Source organism: Streptomyces sp. SAI-170 (genome assembly GCF_049739565.1).
In the GTDB taxonomy this organism is placed as follows: Bacteria; Actinomycetota; Actinomycetes; order Streptomycetales; family Streptomycetaceae; genus Streptomyces.
Window position 1 is genome coordinate 6,229,867 of sequence record NZ_JBMGQD010000001.1, and the last position, 26,956, is coordinate 6,256,822.

23 protein-coding genes and 1 pseudogene are annotated in these 26,956 nt (G+C 72.6%); 16 read left to right on the forward strand and 8 right to left on the reverse strand.

Translation table 11 applies throughout. The features are described 5' to 3' along the window. Positions 1-18: 18 nt before the first annotated feature. Positions 19-561, forward strand: a pseudogene (locus tag RKD23_RS28005) (transcriptional regulator). A gap of 12 nt (positions 562-573) precedes the next feature. Next, on the forward strand, positions 574-1,809 hold the full coding sequence (locus RKD23_RS28010) for an MFS transporter (protein WP_424856203.1): 1,236 nt from the start codon (positions 574-576) through the stop codon (positions 1,807-1,809). 6 nt (positions 1,810-1,815) lie between these two features. On the opposite strand, the gene RKD23_RS28015 is transcribed toward RKD23_RS28010, so the two are convergent. Beyond that, the gene (locus RKD23_RS28015) at positions 1,816-2,451 is read right to left on the reverse strand and encodes a TIGR03085 family metal-binding protein (RefSeq protein ID WP_424856204.1); all 636 of its coding nucleotides are present in this window, start codon (positions 2,449-2,451) and stop codon (positions 1,816-1,818) included. An 83-nt stretch (positions 2,452-2,534) separates the two neighbouring features. Between RKD23_RS28015 and hisI the strand changes: the two genes are divergently transcribed. The 11 genes from hisI (at position 2,535) to lgt (ending at position 11,387) form a co-directional block, all read left to right on the forward strand. Beyond that, positions 2,535-2,921 carry a phosphoribosyl-AMP cyclohydrolase gene (gene hisI / locus RKD23_RS28020; RefSeq protein ID WP_424856205.1) on the forward strand — a complete coding sequence of 129 codons (387 nt, stop codon included), beginning with the start codon at positions 2,535-2,537 and terminating at the stop codon, positions 2,919-2,921. Positions 2,922-2,932: 11 nt separating this feature from the next. Next, on the forward strand, positions 2,933-4,411 hold the full coding sequence (locus tag RKD23_RS28025; RefSeq protein ID WP_424856206.1) for an anthranilate synthase component I: 1,479 nt from the start codon (positions 2,933-2,935) through the stop codon (positions 4,409-4,411). A 73-nt stretch (positions 4,412-4,484) separates the two neighbouring features. Further along, complete coding sequence (locus RKD23_RS28030; RefSeq protein ID WP_424856207.1) at positions 4,485-5,126, forward strand: TIGR02234 family membrane protein; 642 nt, start codon at positions 4,485-4,487, stop codon at positions 5,124-5,126. Positions 5,127-5,255: 129 nt separating this feature from the next. Continuing rightward, a complete protein-coding gene (locus tag RKD23_RS28035; RefSeq protein WP_404034304.1) occupies positions 5,256-5,534 on the forward strand; it encodes an HGxxPAAW family protein in 279 nt (92 codons plus the stop codon). 153 nt (positions 5,535-5,687) lie between these two features. Then, a complete protein-coding gene (locus RKD23_RS28040; protein ID WP_424856208.1) occupies positions 5,688-6,143 on the forward strand; it encodes a DUF2752 domain-containing protein in 456 nt (151 codons plus the stop codon). Positions 6,144-6,282: 139 nt separating this feature from the next. Further along, positions 6,283-7,092 carry an indole-3-glycerol phosphate synthase TrpC gene (trpC, locus tag RKD23_RS28045; RefSeq protein ID WP_424856209.1) on the forward strand — a complete coding sequence of 270 codons (810 nt, stop codon included), beginning with the start codon at positions 6,283-6,285 and terminating at the stop codon, positions 7,090-7,092. Between the two features lie 21 nt (positions 7,093-7,113). Continuing rightward, positions 7,114-7,326 carry a tryptophan biosynthesis modulator TrpM gene (gene trpM / locus RKD23_RS28050; RefSeq protein ID WP_424856210.1) on the forward strand — a complete coding sequence of 71 codons (213 nt, stop codon included), beginning with the start codon at positions 7,114-7,116 and terminating at the stop codon, positions 7,324-7,326. Positions 7,327-7,387: 61 nt separating this feature from the next. Beyond that, positions 7,388-8,671 carry a tryptophan synthase subunit beta gene (gene trpB, locus RKD23_RS28055; protein WP_424856211.1) on the forward strand — a complete coding sequence of 428 codons (1,284 nt, stop codon included), beginning with the start codon at positions 7,388-7,390 and terminating at the stop codon, positions 8,669-8,671. After that, on the forward strand, positions 8,668-9,486 hold the full coding sequence (trpA, locus tag RKD23_RS28060; RefSeq protein ID WP_424856212.1) for a tryptophan synthase subunit alpha: 819 nt from the start codon (positions 8,668-8,670) through the stop codon (positions 9,484-9,486). Before trpB ends, trpA begins: the two co-directional genes overlap by 4 nt. 87 nt (positions 9,487-9,573) lie before the next feature. After that, positions 9,574-10,347, forward strand: a complete 774-nt coding sequence (locus tag RKD23_RS28065; RefSeq protein ID WP_424856213.1) for a DsbA family protein — start codon at positions 9,574-9,576, stop codon at positions 10,345-10,347. Positions 10,348-10,421: 74 nt separating this feature from the next. After that, on the forward strand, positions 10,422-11,387 hold the full coding sequence (lgt, locus tag RKD23_RS28070) for a prolipoprotein diacylglyceryl transferase (RefSeq protein ID WP_424856214.1): 966 nt from the start codon (positions 10,422-10,424) through the stop codon (positions 11,385-11,387). Positions 11,388-11,466: 79 nt separating this feature from the next. Here lgt and RKD23_RS28075 read toward each other — a convergent pair whose 3' ends face one another. From RKD23_RS28075 to RKD23_RS28105, 7 genes are read right to left on the reverse strand one after another with little or no spacing between them, the layout of a single operon-like run. Then, a complete protein-coding gene (locus RKD23_RS28075; RefSeq protein WP_424856215.1) occupies positions 11,467-12,306 on the reverse strand; it encodes an HpcH/HpaI aldolase/citrate lyase family protein in 840 nt (279 codons plus the stop codon). Then, positions 12,303-13,496: a CaiB/BaiF CoA transferase family protein gene (locus RKD23_RS28080; protein WP_424856216.1), complete on the reverse strand. Its 1,194-nt coding sequence runs from the start codon at positions 13,494-13,496 to the stop codon at positions 12,303-12,305. The genes RKD23_RS28075 and RKD23_RS28080 overlap by 4 nt, the downstream gene beginning before the upstream one ends. After that, complete coding sequence (gene rbsK / locus RKD23_RS28085) at positions 13,493-14,386, reverse strand: ribokinase (RefSeq protein ID WP_424856217.1); 894 nt, start codon at positions 14,384-14,386, stop codon at positions 13,493-13,495. Before rbsK ends, RKD23_RS28080 begins: the two co-directional genes overlap by 4 nt. Continuing rightward, positions 14,383-15,738 (reverse strand): ADP-ribosylglycohydrolase family protein, encoded by a 1,356-nt coding sequence (locus RKD23_RS28090; protein ID WP_424856218.1) that lies wholly within the window; start codon positions 15,736-15,738, stop codon positions 14,383-14,385. Before RKD23_RS28090 ends, rbsK begins: the two co-directional genes overlap by 4 nt. Continuing rightward, positions 15,726-16,895, reverse strand: coding sequence for an ADP-ribosylglycohydrolase family protein (locus RKD23_RS28095; protein ID WP_424856219.1), 1,170 nt, complete (start codon positions 16,893-16,895; stop codon positions 15,726-15,728). Before RKD23_RS28095 ends, RKD23_RS28090 begins: the two co-directional genes overlap by 13 nt. 8 nt (positions 16,896-16,903) lie before the next feature. Beyond that, positions 16,904-18,433, reverse strand: a complete 1,530-nt coding sequence (locus tag RKD23_RS28100; protein ID WP_424856220.1) for an ADP-ribosylglycohydrolase family protein — start codon at positions 18,431-18,433, stop codon at positions 16,904-16,906. Beyond that, positions 18,433-19,491, reverse strand: a complete 1,059-nt coding sequence (locus RKD23_RS28105) for an ADP-ribosylglycohydrolase family protein (RefSeq protein WP_424856221.1) — start codon at positions 19,489-19,491, stop codon at positions 18,433-18,435. Before RKD23_RS28105 ends, RKD23_RS28100 begins: the two co-directional genes overlap by 1 nt. 275 nt (positions 19,492-19,766) lie before the next feature. Here RKD23_RS28105 and RKD23_RS28110 point away from each other — a divergent pair, with 275 nt between their 5' ends. The 3 genes from RKD23_RS28110 to RKD23_RS28120 all read left to right on the forward strand — a co-directional run bounded on the left by RKD23_RS28110 (position 19,767) and on the right by RKD23_RS28120 (position 26,914). Beyond that, positions 19,767-20,498, forward strand: coding sequence for a VIT1/CCC1 transporter family protein (locus tag RKD23_RS28110; RefSeq protein WP_424856222.1), 732 nt, complete (start codon positions 19,767-19,769; stop codon positions 20,496-20,498). A 370-nt stretch (positions 20,499-20,868) separates the two neighbouring features. Beyond that, positions 20,869-25,461: a glutamate synthase large subunit gene (gene gltB, locus RKD23_RS28115; protein WP_424856223.1), complete on the forward strand. Its 4,593-nt coding sequence runs from the start codon at positions 20,869-20,871 to the stop codon at positions 25,459-25,461. Further along, on the forward strand, positions 25,454-26,914 hold the full coding sequence (locus RKD23_RS28120; protein WP_424856224.1) for a glutamate synthase subunit beta: 1,461 nt from the start codon (positions 25,454-25,456) through the stop codon (positions 26,912-26,914). Before gltB ends, RKD23_RS28120 begins: the two co-directional genes overlap by 8 nt. The last annotated feature ends 42 nt before the right edge of the window (positions 26,915-26,956 follow it).

Genomic DNA, 26,956 nt, shown 5'->3' on the forward strand with positions numbered 1-26,956 from the left:
TTGGCCGGGGTCATCGGCATGCGCGTCCGCTGCGGCGGGCTCTGCTTTGGAGGCGGCCCGGCCACTGCGTGGTCGGGCCGTTCAGCTGCCCGGCTGGGCGGATGTGAGGGAGCTGCTCTCGGGTTTGCCCCCAGACGCACGACCCTGCTGCCTCTCGGCGGGGCATCGTCGCATGGGGTGATCGAGGAGACCGAGGCCGGCAGCGCGCTGGTGGCAGCCCGCCTCGGACGGGGTCAGCATCCGGGACGAGGACTTCCGTGACGCCCCCGAGAAGGCGGCCGCGCACACGCGGCGAGCCGGCTGTTCTTCGAGCAGCGCGCGGACATGTTCCGGCGGTGGCTGGACGAGCGCGCGCACTGGAGTCAGGAGTGGAACGGCGTCGCCGAATCCTCCGAGGGGGTCCTGCGGCTCACGTCGGACGAACTGGCCGAGCTGACCACAGAGATGCTCGCCCTCGTCCGCAGCTACGAGGAACGCGGCCGGGCCGCCGAGGCCGCCGGCGCCACCGAGGGCCGGGAGAACGTCGCCGTGCACACGTACGCCTTCCCGTTCCGGACCTGAGGAGTCGGCGCCATGCTCGTGACCGAGACCCCCGTCGTGGAGCGCACCGCCCACCGAGACCCCAATGTCCTGCGCTGGCTCGGCGCCTACGCCTCCTCGGCCGTCGGCGACAACGTCTACTACCTCGCCCTGTCCTGGGCCGCCGTGCAGGCCGGCACCCCCGCCCAGGCCGGTCTGGTCACCGCGCTCAGCGCCGTGCCGCGGGCCCTGCTGATGCTGGGCGGGGGAGTGGTCGCCGATCGGCTGGGCCCCCGCAGTGTGCTGATCGGCAGCGCCGCCGTGCGCTGCGCGGTCGTCCTCGCGGTCGCGATGCTGCTGGTGGTGGGGAGCCCCGGGCTGTGGCCGCTCGTCGCGCTGGCCGTGGTCTTCGGGGCGGTCGACGCCGTCATGATGCCCGCGCTGGGCGCCCTGCCGCCCCGGATCACCTCACGCGGCCAGCTGGCCCGGGTGCACGGCATGCGCGGCCTCGTGGTGCGGCTGGCCAACGTCGTCGGCGCCCCGCTCGGCGGGCTCGGGGTGGCGCTCGGCGGCCCCGCGGCCGCGTTCGGACTGGCCGGAGCGCTGTTCGCGGCCGCGCTGCCGCTCCTGGTGGCCGTACGGACGGGAGACGCGTCGAAAGGCGCCACACACGCGCGTGGCAGTGCGTGGAGCGACCTGACCGAAGGGCTGCGGCACATACGCCGCCACCCCGTCCTGCGCCCACTGATCGTCGTCATCGCGCTCAGCGACCTCGGCTTCGTCGGTCCCCTCAACGTCGGCCTGGCCCTGCTCGCCGACGAACGCGGCTGGGGCGCCGGAGGCGTCGGCTGGGTGCTCGCCGGCTTCGGGACCGGCGCGGGAGCCGCCTCGCTGCTGCTCACCGCCAAGGGACGCATCCCGCGCGCGGGGCTCGTGCTGTCCGTGTCCGGCGTCGCGAGCGCCGCCTGCATCGCCGCGCTGGCGTACGCCCCGCACCTCGCGGTCGCCGTCGCCGTGGCCCTCTCCGTCGGGCTGATCTCCGGGCTGAACGGTGTGCTGTGCGGTGCGCTGCTCCAGGCCGAGGCCGACCCGGCCTACGTCGGCCGGGTGACCTCTGTGTCCAGCTTCTTCAGCCTCGGCGTCGCACCGCTCACCTTCCCGCTGACCGGTGCCGCGATCGGAGCGTGGGGGCCCGCGCCGGTGTTCACCGTGAGCGCGGCGGTGTGCGGCCTCGCGGGCGCGTACGGCCTGGGCAGCCGGGCGCTGCGCCGCGCCGAACTGCCCCGCTGAGGCCCCTCAGATGCCGAGCTGCTTGCCCTCGTGCAGCTGGGTGATCGCGGCCTCGTCGCCCTCCAGGTCCACCTTGGCCGCGTCCTGCCGGCCGTAGAGGAACAGCAGCAGCTCCGACGGCTCGCCGGTCACCGTCACCACGGGTGTGCCGCGGCGGGCGACCACCGTCCGGCCGTCGGGGCGGCGCAGGACCAGTCCGGTGGGGGCGCCGCGGCCCATCAGGCGGGCGGTGCGCTCCAGGCGGGACCACAGGGCGTCCTGGAAGACCGGGTCCAGCTCGCGCGGCGACCAGTCCGGCTGCGCACGGCGTACGTCCTCGGTGTGGACGTAGAACTCGATCGTGTTGGACGCCTCGTCGAGCTGCTTGAGGTTGAACGGCGAGAAGCGCGGCGGGCCGGTCCGGATGAGCTGGATCAGCTCCTCGTACGGCTTGGCCGTGAACTCCTCCATCGCCTTGTCCAGGCGCGGCGCGAGCTGCTTGATCAGCAGGCCCCCGGCGGCGTCCGGCCGGCGCTCGCGCACCACCACATGAGCGGCCAGGTCGCGGGTCCGCCAGCCCTCGCAGAGGGTCGGTTCGTCGGGCCCGGCGGTTTCCAAGAGATCGGCGAGGAGGAGCCGTTCACGCTTGGCGAAGGTCGACATGCAGCAAGCCTACGACCACGTACAGGGTCCGCCCAGTGGACACCACACCGTCACTGTCAGTGGTGCACGGCACAATGGCACCCATGAGCAGCACGCCTCCATCCAGCAACCTGGACCCCGAGATCGCCGCGCGCCTCAAGCGCAGCCCGGACGGCCTCGTGCCCGCGATCGCCCAGCAGTACGACACCGGAGAGGTGCTCATGCTCGGCTGGATGGACGACGAGGCGCTGCACCGCACCCTCACCACCGGCCGCTGCACCTACTGGTCCCGCAGCCGCCAGGAGTACTGGGTCAAGGGCGACACCTCCGGCCACTTCCAGTGGGTGAAGTCCGTGGCGCTGGACTGCGACGCCGACACCGTGCTGGTCAAGGTCGACCAGGTGGGCGCCGCCTGCCACACCGGAGCCCGGACCTGCTTCGACGCCGACGTGCTGCTGAAGGATTCCGGTGTGACAGCCGGAGATCAGTAAGGTCAGCCGCCATGGACCTCGAGACGTTCCGCAAACTGGCCGTCGACCGCCGCGTCATCCCGGTCACCCGCAAGCTCCTCGTCGACGGCGACACCCCGGTCGCGCTCTACCGCAAGCTCGCCGCCGAGCGCCCCGGCACCTTCCTGCTGGAGTCCGCGGAGAACGGCCGTTCGTGGTCCCGCTACTCCTTCGTCGGCGTCCGCTCCGCCGCGACCCTCACCGCCCGCGACGGCCGGGCCCACTGGCTCGGCACGCCGCCCGTCGGCGTCCCCACGGACGGCGACCCGCTCGCCGCCCTGCGCGCCACCGTCGAGGCGCTGCACACCCCCCACCAGGAGGGCATGCCGCCCTTCACCGGCGGCATGGTCGGCTACCTCGGCTACGACATCGTGCGCCGCCTGGAGAAGATCGGCCCGGGTGAGCGCGACGACCTGCAGCTGCCCGAGCTGACCATGCTCCTCACCAGCGACCTCGCGGTGATGGACCACTGGGAGGGCTCGGTCCTGCTGATCGCCAACGCGATCAACCACAACGACCTCGACACCGGAGTCGACGAGGCCCACGCCGACGCCGTCGCCCGGCTGGACGCGATGGAGGCCGACCTCGCCCGCCCGGTCGCCCAGCCGCCGGCCGTGCTGCCGCCGTCCGAGCTGCCCGAGTACACCGCGCTGTGGGGCGGCGCCGACTTCCAGGACGCCGTCGAGGACATCAAGGAGCGCATCCGCGCGGGCGAGGCCTTCCAGGTCGTGCCCTCCCAGCGCTTCGAGACGCCGTGCACGGCGAGCGCGCTGGACGTGTACCGGGTGCTGCGGGCCACCAACCCCTCGCCGTACATGTACCTCTTCCGCTTCGAGGGCTTCGACGTCGTCGGCTCCTCCCCGGAGGCCCTCGTCAAGGTCGAGGACGGCCACGCCATGCTCCACCCCATCGCCGGCACCCGGCACCGCGGGGCCACCCCGCAGGAGGACCAGGCCCTCGCCGACGAACTCCTCGCCGACCCCAAGGAGCGCGCCGAGCACCTGATGCTCGTCGACCTCGGGCGCAACGACCTGGGGCGTGTCTGCGAGCCGGGCTCGGTGGAGGTGGTCGACTTCATGTCCATCGAGCGGTACTCCCACGTCATGCACATCGTCTCCACGGTCACCGGCAAGGTCGCCCCCGGCCGCACCGCCTTCGACGTGCTCACCGCCTGCTTCCCGGCCGGCACGCTCTCCGGCGCGCCCAAGCCGCGCGCGATGCAGATCATCGACGAACTGGAGCCGTCCCGGCGCGGTCTGTACGGCGGCTGCGTCGGCTACCTCGACTTCGCGGGCGACTCCGACACCGCCATCGCCATCCGCACGGCCCTGCTGCGCGACGGCACGGCGTACGTCCAGGCCGGCGCCGGCGTCGTCGCCGACTCCGACCCGGTCGCCGAGGACCAGGAGTGCCGCAACAAGGCCGCGGCGGTCCTGCGCGCGGTGCACACCGCGAACCGGCTCGGGCGGTAGGGCCCTTGCCCGGGCAAGTGGGGCGCTTCTCACGTCGGCCCCGGGTGACGGTTCACCCGGGGTTCGGGCGATAGTGGAGTACGTGACTGCTGTTCCTCACCCCCGTACCGAAGCCGTACGACCCGCCCGCGCGGGACGCCGCAGCCTCGCCCTCGCCCTGCTGTTCGGGGCGCTCGGCGCGGCCGTGGTGCTGCTCGGCACCCGGCAGCGCTGGTCGGAGGGCACCGCGACGGTGGCCGGCGGCGCCTTCCCGCTGACCGCGAAGGGCAGCGACGTCACCGGCGTACCCGCCGCCCTCGCCATAGTGGGCCTGGCCGCACTCGTCGCCGTCTTCGCCGTCCGCAAGGCCGGCCGCCTGCTGGTCGCCGCCCTGCTCGCGCTCTCCGGCGCCGGCACGATCGCCGCGGCCCTGGCGGGCGCCTCCGACAGCTCCGCGCTCGACGAGCAGGCCGCCCAGGTCTCCGGCGACACCTCCGCCACGGTCGGCTCGCTCACCCATACGGCCTGGCCCTACGTCGCCGCCGTCGGCGGCCTGCTGATCCTGCTCGCCGGGCTCCTCGCCCTGCGCTACGGCCGGCAGTGGCCCGCCATGTCCGGCCGCTACGAGCGCACCGGCGCCCCCCGGCCGCGCCGCGACCGGCAGACCACGGACCCCGACCGGCCCGAGGACCTGTGGAAGGCCCTGGACCGCGGCGAGGACCCGACGGGCGCCTAGAGGCCGGGTCCCGATGTGGTGAAACCGACGCCGTCGGAAGCCACCCCCGCGTCCCGCACGCGCCCGCGTACAGGACAATGGACGACGAGCGTCAGGCTCACACACGCACACAGCTACGAGGAGCAAGCAATGGCGGACAGCAGCCACGGTCACGGTCACACCCCGGCCGCCTGGACGGGTGTCATCATCGCCTTCATCGGTTTCTGTGCGGCGGGCGCCTTCATGGTGATGGCGAACCCGCTCGGTTTCTGGGGAGGCATGGCGGTCGTGGTCCTCGGCGGTGTCGTCGGCCTCGTCATGCGCGCCATGGGCATGGGCGCCCCCAAGGCGGAGCCCCTGGTCATGACCAAGGCCCCCGCGGTGACGGCCCCCGTCGTCACGCGCGAGCCGGTGCCCGCGGAGAGCTGAGCCCCGTACGCCGCCCCCGCGCGGCCGCGTGACGACGCTCGCTGAACAGCACTCCGAAGGGGCGGCCCGACACCGGGCCGCCCCTTCGGAGTGTCCGCGCGACCGTGCCCGTACGGCGCCCACCGCGCGCCCCCGTCGCTCCCGCGCGGCACAATGCGAGGCGTGAACGCCGACGGCCGGACCCCGGCTCCCACCGCCCGCACCGCCCAGGACAGGCCCCTGCTGCGGCTCGCCGTGCCCACCGGAGTGCTCGCGGCCGTCGCCGGGGCCTTCGCCTACGTCGGCGCGGTCGACCCCAACGAACCCGGCCACTACCCGGTCTGCCCGCTGCTGCGCTTCACCGGCCTGTACTGCCCCGGCTGCGGCGGACTGCGCAGCGCGCACGCGTTCGTGCACGGCGATCTGCCGGCCGCCCTCCAGGCCAACGCCCCGGCCGTCGTCGCCTATCTGGGCTTCGCCGTGCTGTGGACCGTCTGGGTGGTCCGCGCGGCCCGCGGCAGACCGCTGCGCATCGACCCGCGCCCGGCGCACATGTGGGCCATCGGGGCCTTGTTGCTGGTCTTCACCGTTGTCCGGAACCTTCCCTTCGGTGGCTGGCTGCATCCTTGATCGACGGCGGAATGTCCAGGTAGTGGGACCGCCGTCAACCGGATGCGGGGCCTTCGCCTTCCTCCGGATACCATCGCAGTGACCATTGCTTTGCCCCTGGTCGCAGGAACTGTCAACCGTCTGGAAGGGGGCCGCTCGCGTGAGTGTGCTCGACGAGATCATCGACGGAGTCCGTGCCGACCTCGCGGAGCGGCAGGCGCGCGTCAGCCTCGACGAGCTCAAGGAGCGCGCGGCGAAGGCTCCCGCTGCCAAGGACGGCGTGGCCGCCCTGCGCGGCGACGGCGTCAAGGTGATCTGCGAGGTCAAGCGCTCCAGCCCGTCCAAGGGCGCGCTGGCCGCGATCGCCGACCCGGCCGGACTCGCCGCGGACTACGAGGCGGGCGGCGCGGCCGTCATCTCCGTCCTGACCGAGCAGCGCCGCTTCGGCGGCTCGCTCGCCGACCTGGAGGCCGTCCGCGCGCGCGTGGACATCCCGGTCCTGCGCAAGGACTTCATCGTCACCTCGTACCAGCTGTGGGAGGCCCGTGCGTACGGTGCCGACCTGGCGCTCCTCATCGTGGCCGCCCTCGACCAGTCGGCCCTGGAGTCGCTGATCGAGCGGGCCGTCTCCATCGGTCTCACCCCGCTCGTCGAGGTGCACGACGAGGACGAGGTCGAGCGTGCGGTGGACGCGGGCGCCAAGATCATCGGCGTCAACGCGCGCAACCTGAAGACGCTGGAGGTCGACCGCGGCACCTTCGAGCGGGTCGCCCCGGAGATCCCCGACCACATCGTCAAGATCGCCGAGTCCGGCGTCCGCGGCCCGCACGACCTCATCGCCTACGCCAACGCCGGCGCCGACGCCGTCCTGGTCGGCGAGTCCCTGGTGACCGGCAAGGACCCCAAGGGCGCCGTCGCCGACCTGGTGGCCGCGGGCGAACACCCGGCCTTGCGGCACGGCCGGAGCTGATCACCCGCTAGGCTGACACCGATGACTCTCACCGTGACGACCGTGGACCGGTACGCCCGCCTGGCGCGTGGCTGCCGCCCCCGAGGCTGCCGTGCCCCGGCACGCAGGGTGCACGGTCGCCGGGTGCGTTATGTCATCGGTGACGAACCCGGGCAGGTGAACGGCCGTCGATGGCGTGGCTTCAGGGGCGCGGGGAACTGCGCGACCAGCCACAACGGTCCCGCAGCCGACTGACAACCTCCGCCCCCACGGCGAACAGTGTCTTTTCCACAAACACTCACCGTGAGGCTCAAGCATGCCCAGCGACTACTTCATCCCTGACCCCGAAGGCCAGGTCCCCTCGGCCGAAGGCTACTTCGGCGCCTTCGGCGGCAAGTTCATCCCGGAGGCCCTCGTCGCGGCGGTCGACGAGGTCGCCGTCGAGTACGACAAGGCCAAGAACGACCCCGAGTTCGCGCGCGAGCTCGACGACCTGCTGGTGCATTACACCGGCCGGCCCAGCTCCCTCACCGAGGTGCCCCGGTTCGCCGAACACGCCGGTGGCGCCCGCGTGTTCCTCAAGCGCGAGGACCTCAACCACACCGGCTCGCACAAGATCAACAACGTGCTCGGCCAGGCCCTGCTCACCAAGCGCATGGGCAAGACCCGCGTGATCGCCGAGACCGGCGCCGGCCAGCACGGCGTGGCGACGGCGACGGCCTGCGCGCTCTTCGGCCTGGACTGCACGATCTACATGGGCGAGATCGACACCCAGCGCCAGGCCCTGAACGTGGCCCGGATGCGCATGCTCGGCGCCGAGGTCGTCGCCGTGAAGTCCGGCAGCCGCACCCTCAAGGACGCCATCAACGAGGCGTTCCGCGACTGGGTCGCCAACGTCGACCACACGCACTACCTCTTCGGCACGGTCGCGGGCCCGCACCCCTTCCCGGCGATGGTCCGCGACTTCCACCGCGTCATCGGCGTGGAGGCCCGCCGCCAGCTCCTGGAGCAGGCCGGCCGCCTCCCCGACGCGGCCATCGCCTGCGTCGGCGGCGGCTCCAACGCCATCGGCCTGTTCCACGCCTTCATCCCCGACAGCGACGTACGCCTCATCGGCTGCGAGCCCGCCGGACACGGCGTGGAGACCGGCGAGCACGCGGCGACCCTCACCGCGGGCGAGCCCGGCATCCTGCACGGCTCGCGCTCCTACGTCCTGCAGGACGAGGAGGGCCAGATCACCGAGCCGTACTCGATCTCGGCCGGCCTGGACTACCCCGGCATCGGCCCGGAGCACTCCTACCTCAAGGACACCGGCCGCGCCGAGTACCGCGCGGTCACCGACGACGCGGCCATGCAGGCGCTGCGGCTGCTGTCGCGCACCGAGGGCATCATCCCGGCCATCGAGAGCGCCCACGCGCTGGCCGGCGCCCTGGAGGTCGGCCGGGAGCTGGGCCCGGACGGGCTGATCGTGGTCAACCTGTCCGGCCGCGGCGACAAGGACATGGACACGGCCGCGCGCTACTTCGGCCTGTACGACACCGACGCCGAGGTCGCGGCCGACGCCGCCGACACCGCCGAGATCGAGGGGGACGCCAAGTGAGCGGGAACATCCAGCTGTTGACCGACACCCTCGCCGGTGCCAAGGCCGAGGGCCGCGCGGCGCTCATCGCCTACCTCCCGGCCGGGTTCCCGACCGTGGACGGCGGCATCGAGGCGATCAAGGCCGTCCTCGACGGCGGCGCCGATGTCATGGAGGTGGGGTTCCCGCACAGCGACCCCGTCCTCGACGGCCCCGTCATCCAGACCGCCGACGACATCGCCCTGCGCGGCGGCGTCAAGATCGCCCACGTCATGCGCACGGTCAAGGAGGCCCACGAGGCCACCGGCAAGCCGGTGCTCGTCATGACGTACTGGAACCCCATCGACCGCTACGGCGTCGAGCGGTTCACCGCCGAGCTGGCCGAGGCGGGCGGCGCGGGCTGCATCCTGCCCGACCTGCCCGTGCAGGAGTCGGCGCTGTGGAGGGAGCACGCCGAGAAGCACGGCCTCGCGACGGTCTTCGTCGTGGCGCCCAGCAGCAAGGACGAGCGGCTGCGCGAGATCACCGCGGCGGGCAGCGGCTTCGTCTATGCCGCTTCCCTGATGGGCGTCACCGGCACCCGCGAGTCGGTGGGCGCGCAGGCCGAGAACCTGGTGGAGCGCACCCGCGCCACCGGCACCGACCTGCCCGTCTGCGTCGGCCTCGGCGTCTCCGACGCGGCCCAGGCCGCCGAGGTCGCCGGCTTCGCCGACGGAGTGATCGTCGGCTCCGCCTTCGTCAAGCGGATCCTGGACGCCCCGGACACCGCGGCCGGTCTGCAGGCCGTACGCGATCTCGCGGGCGACCTCGCGAAGGGCGTGCGCGGACAGGCGTAACCGCACGACGCGGAAGAATCGGTCACTCGAACGGGTGGACCTGGGACCGGGGAGGCGCGCTGCGCCTCCCCGGTTCGTTTCCGGGGTGTGAGCGAGAAGAATCGTGACGGAAAGCGCACGGCCCGGGAGCGGCTCGCGGCCGAGCGGGAGAAGCACAAGGCCGCCGAGAAGCGACGGCGCGCCCTGATCGTGGGCGCGAGCGTGGTCTGTGTCCTGGGCCTCGCGGCCGTGATCGGCGTGGTCGCGGCGAACGCCGGCAAGGACGACGGCGGCGACAGCGCGGGCCCGGTCGTGGCGCCTTCAGGAGCCCAGGGCAAGGACGGCCTCGCCCTCCCCGTCGGCAAGGAGAGCGCCAGGTCGACGCTCACCATCTGGGAGGACTTCCGCTGCCCGGCCTGCAAGGGCTTCGAGACGGCGTACCGCCCGACGATCCATGAGCTGACCGAGGCCGGAAAGCTCAAGGTGGAGTACCACCTGGCCACGATCATCGACGGCAACATGGGCGGCAGCGGCTCCCGCAAGGCGGCGAACGCCGCGGCCTGCGCCCAGGACGCCGGGAAGTTCACGCCGTACCACGACGTGCTCTACGACAACCAGCCCGCCGAGACCGACGACGCGTTCTCCAAGGAGGACAAGCTCATCGAGCTGGCCGGCAAGGTCGACGGCCTGGACACGCCCGCGTTCCGCACCTGTGTGAACGACGGCCGGCACGACAGCTGGGTCGAGAAGTCCGCCGCCGCCTTCCGCAACGGCGGCTTCGGCGGCACGCCGACGGTCCTGCTCGACGGCAAGAACATCTACCAGGACCAGACGATGACCCCGGCCAAGCTCAAGCAGATGGTGGAGGCGGCCCAAGGCTGAACGGCGCCTGTTATGGAGCCGTAGCCGGGCCGCCCGCCGTCGGGCCCGCCCGGCACGGTAGCGTCGACCTTGCCATGGAACTTGCCTACATTCCCAGCCCGTCGCGCGGGGTGCTGCACCTCGGTCCCGTCCCGCTGCGCGGCTATGCCTTCTGCATCATCATCGGCGTCTTCCTGGCCGTCTGGCTCGGCAACAGGCGCTGGATCGCCCGCGGCGGGCGGGCCGGCACCGTCGCCGACATCGCGGTCTGGGCAGTGCCGTTCGGCCTGATCGGCGGCCGCCTCTACCACGTGATCACGGACTACGAGCTGTACTTCAGCGAGGGCCGTGACTGGGTGGACGCCTTCAAGATCTGGGAGGGCGGGCTCGGCATCTGGGGCGCGATCGCGCTCGGTGCCGTCGGCGCGTGGATCGGCTGCCGCCGCCGTGGCATCCCGCTGCCCGCCTACGCCGACGCCGTCGCACCCGGTATCGCGCTCGCGCAGGCCGTCGGCCGCTGGGGCAACTGGTTCAACCAGGAGCTGTACGGGCGCGAGACCGACCTGCCCTGGGCCCTGCACATCACGTCCTCCACGGACGGCCGGGTGCCGGGCTACTACCACCCGACGTTCCTGTACGAGTCCCTGTGGTGCATCGGCGTCGCGCTGCTGGTCATCTGGGCGGACCGGCGCTTCAAGCTGGGCCATGGACGGGCGTTCGCCCTGTACGTCGCCGCGTACTGCGCGGGGCGCTTCTGGACCGAGTACCTGCGCGTCGACGACGCCCACCATGTGCTCGGCCTGCGGCTGAACAACTGGACCGCGCTGCTCGTGTTCCTGCTCGCCGTGCTCTACATCGTGGTCTCCGCGAAGAAGCGGCCCGGGCGTGAGCCGGTGGTCGAGCCCGGGGCTCAGCCGGCTTCTCCGGAGGGGGACGCCGAGGGTGTGGAGCAGGACGACGCGTCCGAGGCCGAGGAGAAGGACAAGGCCGACACCTCTGAGGCGGAGGCCGAGGTCAAGGCCGATGCCGAGGCCGAGTCCGAGTCGGCGAAGAAGGCCTGACGGCCGGTTCTTTCGGTGTGAAGGGCGCCCGGGATCTCCGGGCGCCCTTCGTCGTTCCGCAGGGCCTCGCCGGCAGGCCCTAGCGGCGTCGGGTCAGGGCCAGCGTCGCCTGGGCGGCCTTGATCACCGCGGCGTCGATGAACGTGCCGTCCGGGAGGGCCTGGGCTCCCTCCTGCTGTGCGGCCGCCTTGACGATCCGCTCGGCCCGCTCGATCTCCTCGCCCGTCGGCAGGTACGCCCGCTCGATGACGGGCAGCTGGCGGGGGTGGATCGCCGCCCGGCCCAGGAAACCGAGGGCACGGCCGTGGGCGCAGGTGGCGGCCAGGCCGTCGAGGTCGCGGGTGTCGGGGTGGACCGACTGGGGCGGAGCCGGCAGGCCCGCCGCGCGTGCGGCCACGACGATCCGGGAGCGCGACCAGTCCAGGCCGCTGTCCCCGCGTACGCCCAGGTCGGCCCGCAGATCGGCCTCGCCCAGGCCGATGCCCCGCAGGGCCGGGTGCGCGGTCGCGATGGCATGGGCGCGTTCCACACCGAGGGCCGTCTCCAGCAGGGCGTACAGCGGGGGTGTGCTGCCGGTGGCGAGGGTCGTGTGGCTGGCGACGTGGACGATCTGCTCGCGGGAGGCGACCTTGGGCAGCCGGAGGCCCGAGAGACCCGGCAGGCCGGCCAGGGCCCGCAGGTCGCCCTCCGCCCAGGGGCCGTCCAGGGCGTTGACCCGGACATGGACCGGGACCGGGTGGGCTTCGGTGAGGAGGTCGGCCGTGGCCTCGCGGGCGTAGACCTTGCGGTCGGGCGCCACCGCGTCCTCCAGGTCGACGACGACCACGTCCGCGCCCGCGGTCAGGGCCTTCGCCACCACCTCGGGCCGGTCGCCGGGAACGTACAGCCAGGTCAGTGGGATGACCGGGCGGGGGATCACAGGGCGCCCTCCGCGCGCAGGGCGGTCAGCTCGCTCTCGGTGAGGCCGAGTTCGGTGAGGACGGCCTCCGTGTCGGCGCCGTGGGGGCGGCCGGCCCAGCGGATCGCGCCGGGGGTCGCGGAGAGGCGGAAGAGGACGTTCTGCATGCGCAGGGGCCCGAGGTCCGGGTCGTCGACCGTCGTGACGGTGTCCAGGGCCGTGTACTGGGGGTCCGTCATCACGTCCCGTACGTCCTGGACGGGTGCGATGGCCGCGTCCGCCTTCTCGAAGGCCTGGAGCACCTCGGTGCGGGTGCGGTCGGCGATCCAGGTGCCGACGGCTTCGTCGAGGACGTCGGCGTGGCGGGCCCGGTCGGCGCCGGTGGCGAACCACGGCTCGTCGATCAGCTCGGGGCGGCCGACCAGGCGCAGCACGCGCTCGGCGATCGACTGGGCGGAGGTGGAGACGGCGACCCAGCTGCCGTCGGCGGTGCGGTAGGTGTTGCGCGGGGCGTTGTTGGCGGATCGGTTGCCGGTGCGCTCCTGGACGTAGCCGAGCTGGTCGTACCAGGTGGGCTGGGGGCCGAGGGCGGCCAGGATGGGCTCGATGAGGGCGAGGTCCACCACCTGGCCCCGGCCCGTGCGGTCGCGGGCGGCCAGCGCGGTCATGACCGCGTACGCCGTGGCCAGGCCCGCGATGGAGTCGGCCAGGCCGAACGGCGGAAGGGTCGGCGGCGCGTCCGGTTCGCCGGTGAGCGCGGCGAAGCCGCTCATGGCCTCGGCGAGGGTGCCGAAGCCGGGGCGGCGGGAGGAGGGGCCGAACTGGCCGAAGGCGGTGACCCGGGTCAGGATCAGGCGCGGATTGGCCGCCGACAGCTCCTCCCAGCCCAGGTCCCACTTCTCCAGGGTGCCGGGGCGGAAGTTCTCGATGACGACGTCCGCGGTCCCGGCGAGCCTTAGCAGGGTGGCCCGTCCGCCGGGCCGGGACAGGTCCAGGGTCATCGCGCGCTTGTTGCGGCCGAGGACCTTCCACCACAGGCCCACCCCGTCCTTGGCCGGCCCGTGGCCGCGGGACGGGTCCGGCTTCGTGGGGTGCTCGACCTTGATGACCTCCGCGCCGAAGTCACCGAGCATGGTCGCGGCGAGGGGCCCGGCGAAGAGGGTGGCGAGGTCCAGGACGCGCAGGCCGGCGAGCGGGGCTTGCGCGGTCATGACGTGAACTGCGCGTCGATCTCGGAGCGGTACGGCATCGATGTCGACGCCCCCTCCCGCTGCACCGACAGCGCGGCCGCCTCGGCCGCCCAGCGCAGTGCCTCCGGCATCGGGCGGCCCTCGCCGAGCGCCACCGCGAGCGTGCCGACGAAGGTGTCGCCGGCGCCGGTGGAGTCGACGGCGGCGACCTGCGGCGCGGGCACGGTGACCGGGTCGGCACCGCGGGCGGCGTACAGACAGCCCGCCGAGCCGAGGGTGACGACGACCTCCGGGACCTCCTCCAGCAGGGCGATCGCGGCCGCGCGGGCGTCGGTGCGGCCGGTGAGGGTGGCCGCCTCGTGCTCGTTGGGCACCAACAGGTCGGTCGCCGCGAGCAGTTCGATGGGCAGCGGCTGGGCGGGGGCCGGGGTGAGGACCGTACGGATGCCGTGGGCGCGGGCGGCCTGGGCTCCCGCCAGCACGGCGGCCAGCGGGATCTCCAGCTGGAGCAGCAGGGCGTCGGCGCTGGCGATCAGGCCCTCGTCGCCGGGGGAGAGGTGGTCGACGGTGCCGTTGGCGCCGGGGATGACGACGATGGAGTTGCCGCCCTCGTCGTCCACGACGATGTGCGCGGTGCCTGAGGGGCCGTCGACCGTGCGCAGGCTGTCGGTCTCGACGCCGGAGTGCTCCAGGGTGGAGCGCAGTCTCGCGCCGAAGGAGTCGTTGCCGACCGCGCCGATCATCGAGACGGTGGCGCCGGCGTGCGCGGCGGCGATGGCCTGGTTGGCGCCCTTGCCGCCGGGGATCGTGCGGAACTCCCGGCCGGTCACGGTCTCCCCGCGCTGCGGGGCCTTCTCGACGTACGCGACGAGGTCCATGTTCGTGCTGCCGAGGACGGCGATGTGCGTCATGGGCGGGATGCCTCCAGGTGGGTGAGGTGGGCGAGGGTGTCGAAGCCGGTGCCGTCGAAGTCGGCGACGGAGGTGGCCAGGCGGTTCTTCAGCGGGGCGGTCCAGTGGGCGGGCAGGGCGGCGGGGGAGCCGGCGAGGAGGGCGGCGACGCTGCCGGCCGTGGCGCCGCAGGAGTCGGTGTCCCAGCCGCCGGAGACCGCGCGGGTGATTGAGCCGGTGAAGTCGCCGTCGGCGTGGGTGAGGGCGGCGGCGATCAGGGCGGTGTTGGGGACGGCGTGGACCCAGTGGGTGCCGCTGTGGTGTGCGTGGAGCCGGTCCACGACCTCGTCGAAATCGGCCGTCCTGCGGGCGAGTTCGACGGCGTGGGTGACCGCCTGCGCCAGCCGGGAGCGCGGCGGGACGACCGTCAGGCCGGTGCGCAGGCAGGTGTGCACGTCGTGCGTGCCGGTGGCGGCCGTCGCGGTGACGGCGGCCGTGAACATGGCCGCGTGGACGCCGTTCGCGGTGTGGGTGAGGGTCGCGTCGCGGTGGGCCTGCGCCGCGGCGGCCCCGGGGGCGCCGGGGTTGGTCCAGCCGTGGACGTCGGCGCGGATCAGGGCGCCGATCCATTCGCGGAAGGGATTGCGGTGCCGGGCGGTGTGCGGGGGCTCGATGCCGGTGAGGAGGTTGCGGTAGGCGAGGCGCTCGGCGGTGAAGGTGCGGCCCGCCGGGAGTTCGTCGAGCCAGAGCCGGGCCACGTCCATGGTGGTGAAGTCCCGGCCGTGGCGCTGCAGCAGGAGGACGCCCAGCAGCGGGTAGTTGAGGTCGTCGTCCTCGGGCATGCCGTCGATGTTCTCGGCGAGGGAGGTGGCGGCCGAGCGGCGGTTCCAGGGGTGCTCGGCGAGCAGCTCCTCGGGGACTCCCCGGGCGGTGAAGTAGCCGGTCAGGGGCCAGTTGCCGGTGGCCCCGGCGAGTCGGCGGACCGCGTCGAGAGGCAGTTTCTCGACGGGTTTGCCCAGCAGGCAGCCGACGGCCCGGCCCAGCCAGGCGGCTTCGAGGGCGGCGGGTCGCGTCGTGGCCCTGGCGTCCGCCGGCCAGTCGGGGCACAGCGCCTTGATCGCCGCGAGGTCCGTCGGCTCCCGGTCGGCCAACGCGCTGGGCAGGTCGGCGAGTTCGTCCAGCAGGTCCTCGGCCAGGGTGCGCAGATAGCGGGAGGCCGGTTCCGGGGAGGCGCCCGCCCGCTGCGGGGCCTGCCCGCCGCCGGCCGCCCGCCATCTCGCCGCGATCGCCGACGGCTCGCGGCCGTCCTGGGCGGCCTGGACGAGTTCATGGCCGATCAGGTCCTCGGGCTGGACCCAGGTCAGTCGGAGCACGGGGTGCCTCCCAGTGCGGCGAAGGCGCGTTCATGGGCGCGGCGGCGGTGTACGTCCCGTTCGAAGATCTCACGGGCGACCTCGGTGAGGGCCGTGGCCGGGGCCCACAGGTCCAGTCGGCTGGCCTCGGCGACCGTCTTGGCCCAGTCCGCGGGGGCCGGGGAGCCGAGCGCGCCGGCGAGGGCGCCCGCCATGGTGGCGATGGAGTCGCAGTCACGGCCGTAGTTGACCGAGCCGAGCACCGCGTGGCGGTAGTCGCCGCGCGCCACCAGCAGCATGCCCAGGGCGATCGGGAGTTCCTCGATCGCGTGCAGCCGGGACGGGCGGCGGGCGCCGAGGGAGGGGGCCCGGTAGTCGGGGCCGACCGTGTCGTAGGGGGCGACCGCCTCGCGCAGCGGGGCCAGGGCCGACTCGAAGTCGCTGTGCCGCGCGGCCGTTTCGCAGACCTGCTCGATCGCCGCCCGGGTGCCGTCCTTCGCCAGGGACAGACAGGTCTCCACGACCGACCGCGGTGTGGCGCCCGGTGCGCACGCAGCCGCGACCGCCGCCGCGAAGACGCCCGCCGCCTCACGGCCGTACGACGACTGGTGCGCACCGGCGACGTCCAGCGCCTCGGCGTACGCGGCCGTGGGGTTCGCCGCGTTGACCAGGCCGACCGGGGCCATGTACATCGCCGCCCCGCAGTTGACGATGTTGCCTACGCCCGCCTCGCGCGGGTCGACATGGCCGTAGTGAAGCCGTGCGACCAGCCATTTCTCCGCGAGGAAGATCCGCTGGAGGGGGAGTGCCTCGGCCTCCAGCTCGGGGATCCAGCGGGGCGTGGTGATCAGGTCCGGGACCAGGTGGTCGGCGACCGCGTAGGCGTCGAGGTGGTCGCGGACGCGCGCGTACACCCGGATCAGGGCGTGGGTCATCAACGTGTCGTCGGTGACGTGCCCGTCGCCCTTGTGGTACGGCGCGATGGGGCGGGCCGTGCGCCAGTCGGCGCCGTGCCAGGGGCCGACGATCCCGTGGACGCGGCCGCCGTGGCGCTCGGCGATCTGCTCCGGGGCCCAGCCCTCGACGGGGCCGCCGAGGGCGTCGCCGACGGCCGCGCCGACCAGGGCCGCGGTGATGCGTTCGTCCAGGGTGCGGGCTTCTTCTCCTTTGGGCGTCATGCCCCGAATCATCCTCCTGGTGGGGCCGGTTGCGCGGCTTCCAGGAGTCCGGCGAGTTCCACCAGGTCGGTGCCGGTGAGGCGGGGCAGCACACAGCCGGAGAGAGTGCGGCAGGCGTCCCGCCAGGGCGCGGGGAGGGAGCCGGCGCCGCCGAGCGCGCCGGTGAGGGCGCCGGTCAGGGCCGGGGCGGAGTCCGCGACGCGGGAGAGGCAGGCGGCCGCGGGGACCGCCTCGGCGAGACGGCCCTTCGCCGCCACGGCCAGGGACAGCGCCACGGGGACCGTCTCGGCGGCGGCGATGCCGTAGCTGTAGACGTGGTCGACGATCTCGTGTTCCAGGAGGGGGATCAGGGCGAAGGCGGTGTCGGTCTCCCGGGCCAGATGCAGGGCGTGGCGGGCGTTGCGGCCGATCTCGGTGGCCTCGGGGAGCTGGGCGAGCGCCGCCTGGGCGCAGGCCGTGACGTCCGCTCCCGTCAGGGCGACGGAGAGCGCCGCTGCCATCGCCCGCGCGCCGTGCACTCCGTCGCCGTCCTGGGTGTAGCGGGCGTCGAACTCGGCGAGGGCCGCGGCGTGTTCGGGGGCGCCGGGGTGGGCGGTGGCCAGGACGCAGGCCCGTACGCAGGCCGCGTCGTCGAAGTAGTGCGGGTTGTCGTGGCCGGTCGCGGGCGGGCGCAGGCCGGTGGCGAGGTTGGCGAGTCCCGCTCGTACGGAGATACGGGCGCGCAGGTCGGTCGCCTCGGCTGCCAGGGCGTTCCAGGCGAGGTCGAGGGCTGCCCTCGTACGGCGCTCTCGGTCGAGGTCGGTGCGGGTGGTGTCGTCGCCTGCGTGCAGGAGGGCCTGTGCGGTGAAGGCTGCCCATTCGGCGTCGTCGGAGGGGCCGAGGCGGAGGGGGGCCGGGGGTTGGTTGAGGGCGATGGGGACGGGGAGGGTGGTGGTGGCGTGCTGTTCGGCGAAGGTGTCCAGCTCTCGGGTGAGGCGGCGGGTCCAGTCGGGCAGCCGCGCGGCGCGGTGGCGGGCTGCGGGCCAGCCGGCGGCGTCTCCTGCCGCCAGGCCCAGGAGGAGGCCCTGGATCCTTCGGGCCTCGGCTTCGCCTTCGGCCCGGTGTTTCCCACCCGCACCGCCCGTGCGGGATTCGTCGTCGAGTGCGGGTGGCCCCGGTGGGGGGTGCTCGTCGTCGGCGGCCGCGGGTTGGGGGTTTTGTTTCTCACCCGCACCACCCGTACCGCTTTCGTCGTCGGGTGCCGGTGGCCCCTGTGGGGCGCACCCGCCGTCGGCGACCGCGGCGCCGTCCGCCTGCGGCGCGCTCGCGGTGTCCGGCGTCGCCCCCGTGTCTGGCGTCGCCTCTGTGCCCGGCGTCGTCTTCGCGTCCGGCGTATCCTCCTCGTCCGGCTGCTGCGCGCTCGTCGTGTCCGGCGTCTCCTCCTCGTCCCGCTGCGGCGTGCTCGTCGTGTCCGGCGGCGCCCCCGTTTCCGGCTCTCCGGCGGCGATCGGCAGGGGCGTTGTGCCCTGGCCCTCGTCCCATGGGGCAGGCGGCCTCATCAGGCGCTGCCCGGGGCGTCCGCTGCCAGGGTGAAGGCGGTTCGGTCGGGGGCCGGGGTCGGCTCGGTCGGGGTCAGGAGGTCCGCCACCTCCAGGACGTGGTGGCCGGCCATCGAGGGGAGGCAGCTGCCGCGGGCCGGGCCGATCGCGTCGGCCCATTCGGCCGGGATCGCGGAGGCGCCCTGTGTCGCTCCGGCCAGGGCGCCCGCCACCGCGGCCGTCGTGTCGGCGTCCCGGCCCATGTTCACGGCGGTGAGCACGGCCTCGCGGAAGTCGCCGTCGGCGGCCGCGTACGCGCCGAAGGCGAGGGCGACGGCCTCGGGGGCCAGGTCGGTCCAGGGGTAGCCGCCGATGACCACCGCGGAGCGGACCGCCCGTTCGCCGCGGTGCGCCACGGACACGGCCCTCCTCAGTGAGCGTGCCGTCCAGGAGTCGTCGGGGACGACCGCCAGGGCAGAGGCGATCACGGTGATCGGCGGGGCGCCCGTCATCGCCGCGGCCACGCCCGCCGCGACCGCCTGGCCGCCGTAGATGCCCTCGCCGTCATGGCTGACCGAGCCGTCGATCGCGACCAGGCGGGCCGCCTCCGCGGGGCGGCCGGCGGCGAAGACGCCGAAGGGGGCGGCGCGCATCGCCAGGCCGTCGCTCCAGGCGTGCCGGTGCTGGGCCGAGACCGGAGCCGCGAGGCCCCTGCGCAGGTTCTCCAGCGTGCCGCGCTCGCTGAAGCCCGCGCCGCGGAAGGGCCCCTCGTCGCGGTCGGCGATCCACTCGTGCCAGGCCGCCTCCACATGGGCCGGGGTGAGGGCCGAGCCGTGGCGGGCGAGCAGCAGGCCCGAGAAGATGGCGTACTCGGTGTCGTCCGTGCCGGCCGGGTGCTCGGCGACGTAGCCGGTGATACGGCCCCAGCGGGCGCGGATCTCCGACGGCTTCAGGTTCTCGGCCGGGGCCCCGAGGGCGTCCCCGACGGCCAGGCCGAGCAGGGCGCCGCGGGCCCGTTCGCGGAGTTCGGCGGTGTTCCCGGATGCCGGGACCGGCGGGACGCAGGCGAGGGATGCCATACGCGGCCTCCGTTGCTGAAGGGGGTCCGCGTAGGGCGGGACCCTTTGCGGATGTGTCCCACCGACAGCGGTTGACTTCAGCCTCATCCGTCTCACTGTCACCCGGTCGACATATGTGTCACTTAGCGCTCGGATGAGCTTTCGAAGGCAAAACCGCAGGTTAGCCCAGCCTTTCCTTGCTGGCGAGGAGGAATAGGGGGACGTAGTGTGGGCGTTGTCGAAAAGTAGAACGCGTCCAAAGTTAGCTTTGGCTAAGCTCAATTGGGGGGCTCCCGATGGCCATCATCGAGACCGAGGCGGTGCTGCACGAGGCGCACCGGGACAACCACACGCACCGCGACGTCAACGGCGGCTGGCTGCGCCCCGCCGTGTTCGGTGCGATGGACGGTCTGGTCTCCAACCTGGCGCTGATGACGGGTGTGGCCGGCAGCTCCGTGAGTCAGCAGACCGTCGTGCTGACCGGGCTCGCGGGTCTCGCGGCCGGCGCCTTCTCCATGGCCGCCGGTGAGTACACCTCCGTCGCCTCCCAGCGCGAGCTGGTCGAGGCCGAGCTGGACGTCGAGCGGCGCGAGCTGCGCCGGCACCCCAAGGACGAGGAGGCCGAGCTGGCCGCGCTCTACGAGTCGCGGGGCGTGGAGCCGGAGCTGGCCCGCCAGGTGGCCCGGCAGCTGTCGCGGGACCCCGAGCAGGCCCTGGAGATCCACGCCCGCGAGGAGCTGGGCATCGACCCCGGCGACCTGCCCTCCCCCACGGTCGCGGCCGTGTCCTCGTTCGGGGCGTTCGCGCTGGGGGCCCTGCTGCCCGTGCTGCCGTATCTGCTCGGCGCTACCGCGCTGTGGCCCGCCGTGCTGCTGGCTCTGCTCGGGCTGTTCGCGGCCGGGGCGGTGGTGGCCAAGGTGACCGCGCGCAGCTGGTGGTTCAGCGGGCTGAGGCAGCTCGCGCTGGGTGGTGCCGCGGCCGGTGTGACGTACGTCCTGGGCAGCCTGTTCGGAATCGCCGTAGGATGACGCGGCTGGAACTTATGCGTTGGGCCGCATAAGTAGCCGTTACTCGGTGGTTTCGAGCGCGTGACCACCGGGCATGAGCCGTAAGCGCTGTGGGCAATGAGGCCCGCGGCGCACTCGCGGGGCAGGCGACGAAGCCCCACCCGCCCCCCGGGCCGAAGGACATGGATCTGTCCCCGTCGGTCCCCCAATACATTCACCGCCAAGCGCGGTACCTGCGCCGATACCCGCGGCGTCCGCATGCTGGAACGGACTATCCCGGTTCCCGAGAACCGCTCCATCATGTAACCTGCACGAAATTTTGACTCCACGCAGAGGGCCAACGTCGTCCCTCGGCACTTGCACATGCCAGATGACGACGACGGGAGAGCCGATGCGTACGCCGCGCCAGCCGTCCCAGCACTCCGCGAATGGCCAGAACTGGTCCTTCATGGATGCTCGCCCTGCTGCGCAGGGTATGTACGACCCCCGCAACGAACGCGACGCGTGCGGCGTCGGTTTCGTCGCCACCCTCACCGGCGAGGCGTCCCACACCCTGGTCGAGCAGGCCCTGACGGTCCTGCGCAACCTGGAGCACCGCGGTGCCACCGGCTCCGAGCCCGACTCGGGCGACGGCGCGGGCATCCTCTCCCAGGTGCCGGACGCCTTCCTGCGCGAGGTGGCCGGATTCGAACTGCCCGAGGCCGGTGCCTACGCGGTCGGTATCGCCTTCCTGCCCGAGGAGGGCACCCAGGACGCCGTCTCGCACATCGAGACGATCGCGGCCGAGGAGGGCCTGACCGTCCTCGGCTGGCGTGAGGTCCCGGTCGCGCCCGAGCTGCTCGGCGCCACCGCCCGCTCCACCATGCCGGTCTTCCGCCAGATCTTCGTGAGCGACGGCACCAGCACGGGCATCGCCCTGGACCGCAAGGCGTTCGTGCTGCGCAAGCGCGCCGAGCGCGAGGTCGGCGTGTACTTCCCGTCGCTGTCCGCGCGGACCATCGTCTACAAGGGCATGCTGACCACCGGCCAGCTGGAGCCGTTCTTCCCGGACCTGTCCGACCGCCGCTTCGCCTCCGCGATCGCGCTCGTGCACTCCCGGTTCTCCACGAACACCTTCCCGTCGTGGCCGCTGGCGCACCCGTACCGGTTCGTCGCGCACAACGGTGAGATCAACACCGTCAAGGGCAACCGCAACTGGATGGTCGCCCGCGAGTCGCAGCTCGTCTCCGACCTCTTCGGCGGCGACAAGCTCGAGCGGATCTTCCCGATCTGTACGCCGGACGCCTCCGACTCGGCCTCCTTCGACGAGGTGCTCGAACTGCTGCACCTCGGTGGCCGTTCGCTGCCGCACTCCGTGCTGATGATGATCCCGGAGGCGTGGGAGAACCACGACTCCATGGAGCCGGCCCGCCGCGCCTTCTACCAGTTCCACTCCAACCTGATGGAGCCCTGGGACGGCCCCGCCTGTGTCACCTTCACCGACGGCACGCAGGTCGGCGCCGTGCTCGACCGCAACGGTCTGCGCCCCGGCCGCTACTGGGTCACCGACGAGGGCCTCGTCGTCCTCGGCTCCGAGGTCGGCGTCCTGGACATCGACCCCGCGAAGGTCGTCCGCAAGGGCCGCCTCCAGCCCGGCAAGATGTTCCTCGTCGACACCGTCGAGCACCGCATCATCGAGGACGACGAGATCAAGGCGCAGCTCGCCGCCGAGGCCCCCTACGCGGAGTGGCTGGAGACCGGCGAGATCGAGCTGAGCGACCTGCCCGAGCGCGAGCACATCGTCCACACCCACGCCTCGGTCACCCGCCGCCAGCAGACCTTCGGCTACACCGAGGAAGAGCTGCGCGTCATCCTCGCCCCGATGGCCCGCGCCGGCGCCGAGCCGATCGGCTCCATGGGCACGGACTCGCCCATCGCGGCCCTGTCCGAGCGCCCGCGGCTGCTCTTCGACTACTTCACCCAGCTGTTCGCGCAGGTCACCAACCCGCCGCTGGACGCGATCCGCGAAGAGCTGGTCACCTCCCTGCGCAGCTCGCTCGGCCCGCAGGGCAACCTGCTCGACCCGAGCGCCGCGTCCTGCCGCTCCGTCGTGCTGCCCTTCCCGGTCATCGACAACGACGAGCTGGCCAAGCTCATCCACATCAACGCCGACGGCGACATGCCCGGCTTCAAGGCCGCGACGCTGTCCGGCCTGTACCGGGTGCACGGCGGCGGTGAGGCGCTGGCCGCGCGGATCGACGAGATCTGCGCCGAGGCCGACGCCGCCATCGAGAACGGCGCCCGGCTGATCGTCCTGTCGGACCGTCACTCCGACGCCGAGCACGCGCCGATCCCGTCGCTGCTGCTCACCGCGGCCGTCCACCACCACCTCATCCGCACCAAGCAGCGCACCCAGGTGGGCCTGCTGGTCGAGGCCGGCGACGTCCGCGAGGTCCACCACGTCGCGCTGCTCATCGGCTACGGCGCCGCCGCCGTCAACCCGTACCTGGCGATGGAGTCGGTCGAGGACCTGCTGCGCGCCGGCACGTTCCTCAGCGGCCTGGAGCCCGAGAAGGCCATCAAGAACCTCATCTACGCCCTCGGCAAGGGCGTGCTGAAGGTCATGTCCAAGATGGGCATCTCCACCGTCGCCTCCTACCGCGGCGCCCAGGTCTTCGAGGCCGTCGGCCTCGAAGCGGCCTTCGTGGAGAAGTACTTCAACGGCACCGCCTCCAAGATCGGCGGCGTCGGCATCGACGTCGTCGCCAAGGAGGTCGCCGCCCGCCACGCCAAGGCCTACCCGGCCTCCGGCATCGCTCCCGCGCACCGCGCGCTGGAGATCGGCGGCGAGTACCAGTGGCGCCGCGAGGGCGAGCCGCACCTGTTCGACCCGGAGACGGTCTTCCGCCTCCAGCACTCGACCCGCACCAAGCGCTACGACATCTTCAAGAAGTACACGGACCGCGTGAACGAGCAGTCCGAGCGCCTGATGACGCTGCGCGGCCTGTTCGGCTTCAAGTCGGACCGTCAGCCGATCTCCATCGACGAGGTCGAGCCGGTCTCCGAGATCGTCAAGCGCTTCTCCACCGGCGCCATGTCGTACGGCTCCATCTCCAAGGAGGCGCACGAGACCCTCGCCATCGCCATGAACCAGCTGGGCGGCAAGTCCAACACCGGTGAGGGCGGCGAGGACCCGGAGCGTCTGTACGACCCGGCCCGGCGCAGCGCCATCAAGCAGGTCGCCTCCGGCCGCTTCGGCGTCACCTCCGAGTACCTGGTCAACGCGGACGACATCCAGATCAAGATGGCCCAGGGCGCCAAGCCCGGCGAGGGCGGCCAGCTGCCCGGCCACAAGGTCTACCCGTGGGTCGCCAAGACCCGGCACTCGACGCCGGGCGTCGGCCTGATCTCCCCGCCGCCGCACCATGACATCTACTCCATCGAGGACCTGGCCCAGCTGATCCACGACCTGAAGAACGCGAACCCGCAGGCGCGGATTCACGTGAAGCTGGTCTCCGAGGTCGGCGTCGGCACGGTCGCCGCGGGTGTCTCCAAGGCGCACGCGGACGTCGTCCTGATCTCGGGTCACGACGGTGGCACGGGTGCCTCCCCGCTGACCTCGCTGAAGCACGCCGGTGGTCCCTGGGAGCTCGGCCTCGCCGAGACCCAGCAGACGCTGCTGCTCAACGGCCTGCGCGACCGCATCGTCGTGCAGACCGACGGCCAGCTGAAGACCGGCCGTGACGTGATCATCGCCGCGCTGCTCGGCGCCGAGGAGTTCGGTTTCGCGACCGCGCCGCTCGTCGTCTCCGGCTGCGTCATGATGCGCGTCTGCCACCTGGACACCTGCCCGGTCGGCATCGCCACCCAGAACCCGACTCTGCGCGACCGCTTCACCGGCAAGGCCGAGTACGTGGTGAACTTCTTCCAGTTCATCGCCGAAGAGGTCCGCGAGCTCCTCGCCGAGCTGGGCTTCCGCTCCATCGAGGAGGCCGTCGGCCACGCCGAGGTGCTGGACGTCGAGCGCGCGGTGGACCACTGGAAGGCACAGGGCCTGGACCTGGAGCCGCTGTTCCACGTGCCCGCCCTGCCCGAGGGCGCGGTGCGCCACCAGGTGATCGCCCAGGACCACGGCCTGGAGAAGGCCCTCGACAACGAGCTGATCAAGCTGGCCGCGGACGCGCTGGCCGCCTCGGACGCGACGGACGCACAGCCGGTCCGCGCCCAGGTCGCCATCCGCAACATCAACCGCACGGTCGGCACCATGCTCGGCCACGAGGTGACGAAGAAGTTCGGTGGCGCGGGCCTGCCCGACGACACCATCGACATCACCTTCACCGGCTCGGCCGGCCAGTCCTTCGGCGCCTTCCTCCCGCGCGGTGTCACGCTGCGCCTGGAGGGCGACGCCAACGACTACGTCGGCAAGGGGCTGTCCGGCGGCCGTGTCGTCGTCCGTCCGGACCGGGGTGCCGACCACCTCGCCGAGTACTCGACGATCGCGGGCAACACCATCGCCTACGGCGCCACCGCAGGCGAGCTGTTCCTGCGCGGCCGCACCGGTGAGCGGTTCTGCGTCCGCAACTCCGGCGCGCTGGTGGTCTCCGAGGGCGTGGGCGACCACGGCTGCGAGTACATGACCGGCGGCCACGCCGTCGTCCTCGGCGAGACGGGCCGCAACTTCGCGGCCGGCATGTCCGGCGGTGTCGCGTACGTCATCGACCTGGACCGCGACAACGTCAACGTCGGCAACGTCGACGCGATCGAGGCGCTGGACGAGGCCGACAAGCAGTGGCTGCACGACGTGGTGCGCCGTCACCAGGAGGAGACCGGTTCCACGGTCGCCGAGAAGCTCCTCGCGGACTGGGACACGGCCGCGGAGCGCTTCAGCAAGATCATCCCCAGCACGTACAAGGCAGTGCTCGCCGCCAAGGACGCCGCCGAGCGAGACGGTCTCTCCGAGTCCGAGATCACCGAGAAGATGATGGAGGCGGCGATCAATGGCTGACCCGAAGGGCTTTCTGAACCACGGCCGCGAGGTCGCCAAGTCCCGCCCCGTCGAGGAGCGCGTCAGGGACTGGAACGAGGTCTACGTCCCCGGCTCGCTGCTGCCGATCATCAGCAAGCAGGCGTCCCGCTGCATGGACTGCGGCATCCCGTTCTGCCACAACGGCTGTCCGCTGGGGAACCTGATCCCCGAGTGGAACGACTACGCCTACCGCGAGGACTGGTCGGCGGCGCAGGAGCGCCTGCACGCCACCAACAACTTCCCGGAGTTCACCGGCCGCCTCTGCCCGGCGCCCTGTGAGTCGGCGTGTGTGCTCGGCATCAACCAGCCGGCCGTCACCATCAAGAACGTCGAGGTCTCGATCATCGACAAGGCGTGGGACACCGGGGACGTCGCCCCGCAGATCCCCGAGCGCCTGTCGGGCAAGACCGTCGCCGTCGTCGGCTCGGGCCCGGCCGGTCTGGCCGCCGCCCAGCAGCTGACCCGGGCCGGCCACACCGTCGCCGTCTACGAGCGCGCGGACCGCATCGGAGGTCTCCTCCGCTACGGCATCCCCGAGTTCAAGATGGAGAAGCGGCACATCAACCGCCGTATCGAGCAGATGCGCGCGGAGGGCACCAAGTTCCGCACGGGTGTCGAGATCGGCCGCGACATGCCGGCGACCGCGCTGCGCAAGCGGTACGACGCCGTCGTGCTGGCCGTCGGCGCCACCACGGCCCGCGACCTGCCGGTGCCGGGCCGTGAGCTCAAGGGCATCTACCAGGCCATGGAGTACCTGCCGCTGGCCAACAAGGTGCAGGAGGGCGACTTCGTGGCGCCCCCCATCACGGCCGAGGGCAAGCACGTCGTGGTCATCGGCGGCGGCGACACCGGCGCGGACTGCGTCGGCACCGCCCACCGCCAGGGCGCGGCCTCCGTCACCCAGCTGGAGATCATGCCGCGGCCGGGCGAGGACCGGAACGCGGGCCAGCCGTGGCCGACCTTCCCGATGCTGTACAAGGTCACCTCCGCGCACGAGGAGGGCGGCGAGCGGGTCTACTCCGTCTCCACCACCCACTTCGAGGGCGACGAGGACGGCAACGTCCAGTGGCTGCACCTGGTCGAGGTCGAGTTCGTGGACGGCAAGCTGACCCAGAAGCCGGGCACCGAGCGCAAGATCCCTGCCCAGCTGGTCACCCTCGCCATGGGCTTCACCGGCACCGACCGGGAGAACGGCCTGGTGGAGCAGTTCGCGCTGGACCTCGACGAGCGGGGTAACATCGCTCGCGACGCCGATTTCCAGACGAACGTTCCGGGAGTGTTCGTCGCCGGTGACGCCGGCCGCGGCCAGTCCCTCATCGTGTGGGCGATCGCGGAGGGCCGCTCGGCCGCCCGTGGCGTCGACCGCTTCCTGACCGGAGCGAGTGACCTGCCGGCGCCGATCCGTCCTACGGACCGTGCGCTGACGGTCTGATCCGGCCGGCACAAGACGTCCCGTACAAAGGCGTACGGAACA

Coding starts and splice junctions, on each gene's coding strand:
- RKD23_RS28010 (WP_424856203.1), top strand. CDS start 574: ATGCTCGTGACCGAGACCCCCGTCGTGGAGCGCACCGCCCACCGAGAC.
- RKD23_RS28015 (WP_424856204.1), bottom strand. CDS start 2,451: ATGTCGACCTTCGCCAAGCGTGAACGGCTCCTCCTCGCCGATCTCTTG.
- hisI (WP_424856205.1), top strand. CDS start 2,535: ATGAGCAGCACGCCTCCATCCAGCAACCTGGACCCCGAGATCGCCGCG.
- RKD23_RS28025 (WP_424856206.1), top strand. CDS start 2,933: ATGGACCTCGAGACGTTCCGCAAACTGGCCGTCGACCGCCGCGTCATC.
- RKD23_RS28035 (WP_404034304.1), top strand. CDS start 5,256: ATGGCGGACAGCAGCCACGGTCACGGTCACACCCCGGCCGCCTGGACG.
- RKD23_RS28040 (WP_424856208.1), top strand. CDS start 5,688: ATGCGAGGCGTGAACGCCGACGGCCGGACCCCGGCTCCCACCGCCCGC.
- trpM (WP_424856210.1), top strand. CDS start 7,114: ATGACTCTCACCGTGACGACCGTGGACCGGTACGCCCGCCTGGCGCGT.
- trpB (WP_424856211.1), top strand. CDS start 7,388: ATGCCCAGCGACTACTTCATCCCTGACCCCGAAGGCCAGGTCCCCTCG.
- lgt (WP_424856214.1), top strand. CDS start 10,422: ATGGAACTTGCCTACATTCCCAGCCCGTCGCGCGGGGTGCTGCACCTC.
- RKD23_RS28080 (WP_424856216.1), bottom strand. CDS start 13,496: ATGACCGCGCAAGCCCCGCTCGCCGGCCTGCGCGTCCTGGACCTCGCC.
- rbsK (WP_424856217.1), bottom strand. CDS start 14,386: ATGACGCACATCGCCGTCCTCGGCAGCACGAACATGGACCTCGTCGCG.
- RKD23_RS28095 (WP_424856219.1), bottom strand. CDS start 16,895: ATGACGCCCAAAGGAGAAGAAGCCCGCACCCTGGACGAACGCATCACC.
- RKD23_RS28100 (WP_424856220.1), bottom strand. CDS start 18,433: ATGAGGCCGCCTGCCCCATGGGACGAGGGCCAGGGCACAACGCCCCTG.
- RKD23_RS28105 (WP_424856221.1), bottom strand. CDS start 19,491: ATGGCATCCCTCGCCTGCGTCCCGCCGGTCCCGGCATCCGGGAACACC.
- RKD23_RS28110 (WP_424856222.1), top strand. CDS start 19,767: ATGGCCATCATCGAGACCGAGGCGGTGCTGCACGAGGCGCACCGGGAC.
- gltB (WP_424856223.1), top strand. CDS start 20,869: ATGCGTACGCCGCGCCAGCCGTCCCAGCACTCCGCGAATGGCCAGAAC.
- RKD23_RS28120 (WP_424856224.1), top strand. CDS start 25,454: ATGGCTGACCCGAAGGGCTTTCTGAACCACGGCCGCGAGGTCGCCAAG.